The 3,641-nt window shown below is 61.0% G+C and carries 4 protein-coding genes; 2 read left to right on the forward strand and 2 right to left on the reverse strand.

Annotated elements, in window-relative coordinates; translation table 11 throughout:
* Positions 1 to 146: 146 nt before the first annotated feature.
* The gene (locus V7M64_RS22185) at positions 147 to 728 is read left to right on the forward strand and encodes a hypothetical protein (protein ID WP_333682334.1); all 582 of its coding nucleotides are present in this window, start codon (positions 147 to 149) and stop codon (positions 726 to 728) included.
* A 356-nt stretch (positions 729 to 1,084) separates the two neighbouring features.
* Here V7M64_RS22185 and V7M64_RS22190 read toward each other — a convergent pair whose 3' ends face one another.
* Complete coding sequence (locus V7M64_RS22190) at positions 1,085 to 1,861, reverse strand: helix-turn-helix transcriptional regulator (protein ID WP_333682336.1); 777 nt, start codon at positions 1,859 to 1,861, stop codon at positions 1,085 to 1,087.
* A gap of 132 nt (positions 1,862 to 1,993) precedes the next feature.
* Here V7M64_RS22190 and V7M64_RS22195 point away from each other — a divergent pair, with 132 nt between their 5' ends.
* Positions 1,994 to 3,052, forward strand: a complete 1,059-nt coding sequence (locus V7M64_RS22195; protein ID WP_333682337.1) for a hypothetical protein — start codon at positions 1,994 to 1,996, stop codon at positions 3,050 to 3,052.
* 171 nt (positions 3,053 to 3,223) lie between these two features.
* Here the strand turns inward: V7M64_RS22195 and V7M64_RS22200 are convergent.
* A partial coding sequence (locus V7M64_RS22200) for an XdhC family protein (RefSeq protein WP_333682339.1) occupies positions 3,224 to 3,641 on the reverse strand: 418 nt, incomplete at its 5' end.

Here is a 3,641-nt window from a genome sequence, read left to right on the forward strand (position 1 = left end):
AGTGGGCGGTGTTCGAGCAACAGCGTGCGCAGGCCAATATGCAGCAGCATCTTTACCCGACGATGCCTGGCGGTGGTCCGGGTGGTGGGCCCTGAGCCAAACCGCACGAGATGGGCTTGATGTGGATCTATTTCCAAGGAGGATGCGTGAAGTTTTTTCGCAAGTGGCGAGAGAAAAGAAGAGAAGCGATTGCACAGCAATGGATCGCTGAAAAAATAAGCCTGCCGCCCGTTGAAGTTCCAAAGCTGGATGTCGACGAGGATGCACTGGAGCGCTGGCGACAGGAGCAGGCGGTATTGCGGCCAGCCCCCGGGCCCACCGTTGTGCTGAATAACGATACTGACGACATCGAGCAGCAGGTTCAGGACCTGTTGACCTGGCAGGCGCAGACGGCTCCGTGGTTAAAAGAAATTCTGGCGAGTCATCGCGACAGCCTTCGTTTTCTGGAAGGGCAGAGGATTCGTACCGTTCGGCAACTGCAGGTAATGGAGACTGTGCTGGATGCTTTGATTTTCACCCACTCACGACCCGACTGGCTATTGCTCAACTGGCAACATCAGGTGCCGGCGCTGATCGATAGAGTCGGCGATGACCTGCCGCCCGATCTGGCCCAGCACCACGCAGAGGACGCGCTCGCCTGGCAAGCCGTCGTGAAGCACTACACGCAACTGATCGAACGCGTCGCGGACCACTTCGAGAAGCATCATACGCAAGGTGATGGTGAGTGATCGCGCATTTGTGTATGCACTCTACGGACAATCACTTTCGTACTCGCAGCTTGGCTGTTGTGAGGCGCCCTACCTTCACCAGCGCGACGTTGTTCGTAGGCAGGACGTAATCTCAGCGTTCATTTCGTAGTCGAGCACGGCTTCCACTTGATCGGCGTACTCGCCCTCAACACCAGCGCCGGCGCATCCGTGTCCAATAGCACGCGCGACGTGCGCCGAATCATCGGCTCGCTGGCAATCTCCGCCAACTGTTGCAGGTTGGGGTGAGCGCACGCGAACCCCAACGTCGCCATGCTGTGCGTGCCATGTTGGGGTTCGGCTGCGCCTCACCCCAACCTACGCCATGTCGAAACGCATCACAACTTCACCGCCTGTTTCATATAGTCCGTCGGCGTCACCCCAAGCACGCGGTGAAACATGCTGCTGAAAGCGCTGCAGTTGGCATAACCGGCGTCGCGCGCAACGGCCTTGATGGAGAGCCCACGGCTCATCTGGCTGAGCGCCCTGGCGAGCCGCACGTGCTGGCGCCAGCGCACGAACGACATGTGCAGTTCGCTCTCGAACAATCGCGCCAGCGTGCGGCTGCTTGCACCTGCGCGTGCCGCCAATTGTTCCAATGTCTCGGTGTGCGAGGTGCCGTTGATCAAGCGCTGGCACACGCTCTTCAAGCGCGGGTCCGAAGGCACCGGAATATGGAAAGCGATTTCGCCGGCCGTTTGTAATTCATGCAATAGCAGCGGCGCCAGCATGCCCATGCGTTGCCGATGCTTTTCCGCATGCGCCTGCACCGCGGCCAGGATCAGTTCGTGGAGCAGGTTCGATACCGTCAATACCTTGCAATGGGCGCCGAACGATACGCTCGTGGCTCGATCGAGATAGAGCATGCGTACGGCGACCCGGCCTTCCATGTTGATTTCGTGCTGCATGCCAGCCGGTATCCACAGCGAACGTTGCGGCGGCACGATCCAGATGCCTTCCTGGGTGGTCACATGCATCACGCCCGATTTGGCATAGATAAGCTGGCCGCGGCGGTGCCGGTGCATGGCCACGCGCCAGCCTTGCGGATATTCCTTGGCCAGTGCGGTGATCGGCCAGGCCAACGATTGGCGAAGAGGTTGTCCGAAACGCGACACAGGATGACCACCTTTCGAAAAACAGACGGCCTAGGCTAAGCCCGAACTGGCAGCGCGAGCAATAACGCGGCGGTCGTGCGTACTGACGCGCTTGCTTGAACGCATCACTTAACCGAAAAGAAGAGGCATCCCATGGCTGCGTATTCGATGACACGCCGCGAGCTGCTCAAAGGCGGCATGGCCGTGGCCGGTGCATTGGCACTCGGCGACGCCAGGCTGTTGGCAAAGGGCCGTGTCGCCAGCGAACGGCCTACGCTGGTGGTGTTCTGGTTGAACGGCGGCCCTGCGGGTCTTTTCAACAGCGCGGATGCCTTTCTTGCCAACGGGGCCTTCGGCGTGACGGCGGACAACATCCGCTCCCTGGGCAACGGGCTCTACGTCGATGCCGGCTCACTGGGCAGCTTGCCTGCCGTGGCGTTGCAGCACATGGCATCGGTGCATTTCAGGCATGGCCTTTATTCGCACAATGATTCGCGCGCCGCGGTGCTGCAGGCCGGTTCGCACAGCCAGCTGTTGCGCCTGGCCGCGGCGATGCCGCCCGCCGCCGTACGTTGCGCCATCGTCAACAACCTCGGTTTGCCGGTGGGCGTTTCCGATCATCCCCAACTGGAGCACGGCATCGGTTTCGAGTACATCATGAAACTGGACGATGCACGTCGCTCGCTTTCCATTGCACAGTTCAATGATATCCGCGAGGCGTATGGCGCGTTCGGTGCCAACCCAATGATCGACAACCAGCGCACTACCTTCGCTGCCGTCGAAGCGCTGGTACGCGAGGGCGCCGGTGTGGTTTTCGCACAGCCTGCGTATACCGGAAGACAGGACCGGCAATTCGATACGCATCACGATGATACGGGTGATGTCGCGCGTCAGATCATGGCGCCCATCACCCCTGCGCTGGATACGTTTCTTCGCCGCGTGATGGCCTTGCCGGGACAAAACGTCGTGACGCTGCTCACCGGCGAATTCAGCCGTACTTTGCCCGGCGCGGATCACGCCAAAGGCGGCACGGCCACCGTCATCGGCAAATACGTGAGAACGGGCGCAGCGGGCCGCCAGCGTCCCGATGGTTCGCCACCCGACAATGCCCCGTCTCCCGAGGCGCTATGGGCTTATGTCGCCACTGCATTGCGGCTGGGAGAATCGGCGCCGTTCGGAAAGCATCCGCATGATGACTTGCTGAGGCTGTAGGTTGTCGTAAGCGGCACGCGAATCCAGCATCGCACGTCGTGCATACCATGTTGGAGTTCGGCGGTGCTCGTCCGGCCTACGAGGGGTCAGCGGCGCGCAGGCTGGAATGAAATCCCGGCATCAAGGTGACAAGTCAGGCTGGGATTGTCATCCCGGCCTACGAACCACGAGTTACGACGGATGGATAGCGCCGTCGTTGTCGCGCAAATGCCCGCCGCTACGATCATTGATCACCGCCATGATCTCCGCCGCAATGGCCAACGCGATTTCCTCCGGCGTTTCCGAGCCGATATCCAGGCCCGCCGGTGCATGCACGTGCAGGCCTTCGAGCGCAGGGCTGCTGCGCATGCGTGCGACCCGCTCGCGTGAGCCCAATGCGCCGATATACGCGACTGGCGCATGGCGCAAAGCGCCGAGATAAGCGATGTCTTGTTCAAGGTTGTGCGTCATCACCACGACCGAGCTATGGCAATCGAGCGCAATGGCATCCATAAGCTGCTGCGGCGTGGCACACGCCGTATGCAAGCCGGCCGGGAGATCGCTGGCACGCAGCCGGGCGGGATCATAGTCCACCAGCGTGGTACGCCAT

Source organism: Dyella sp., from assembly GCF_036746095.1.
GTDB lineage: Bacteria > Pseudomonadota > Gammaproteobacteria > Xanthomonadales > Rhodanobacteraceae > Dyella_B.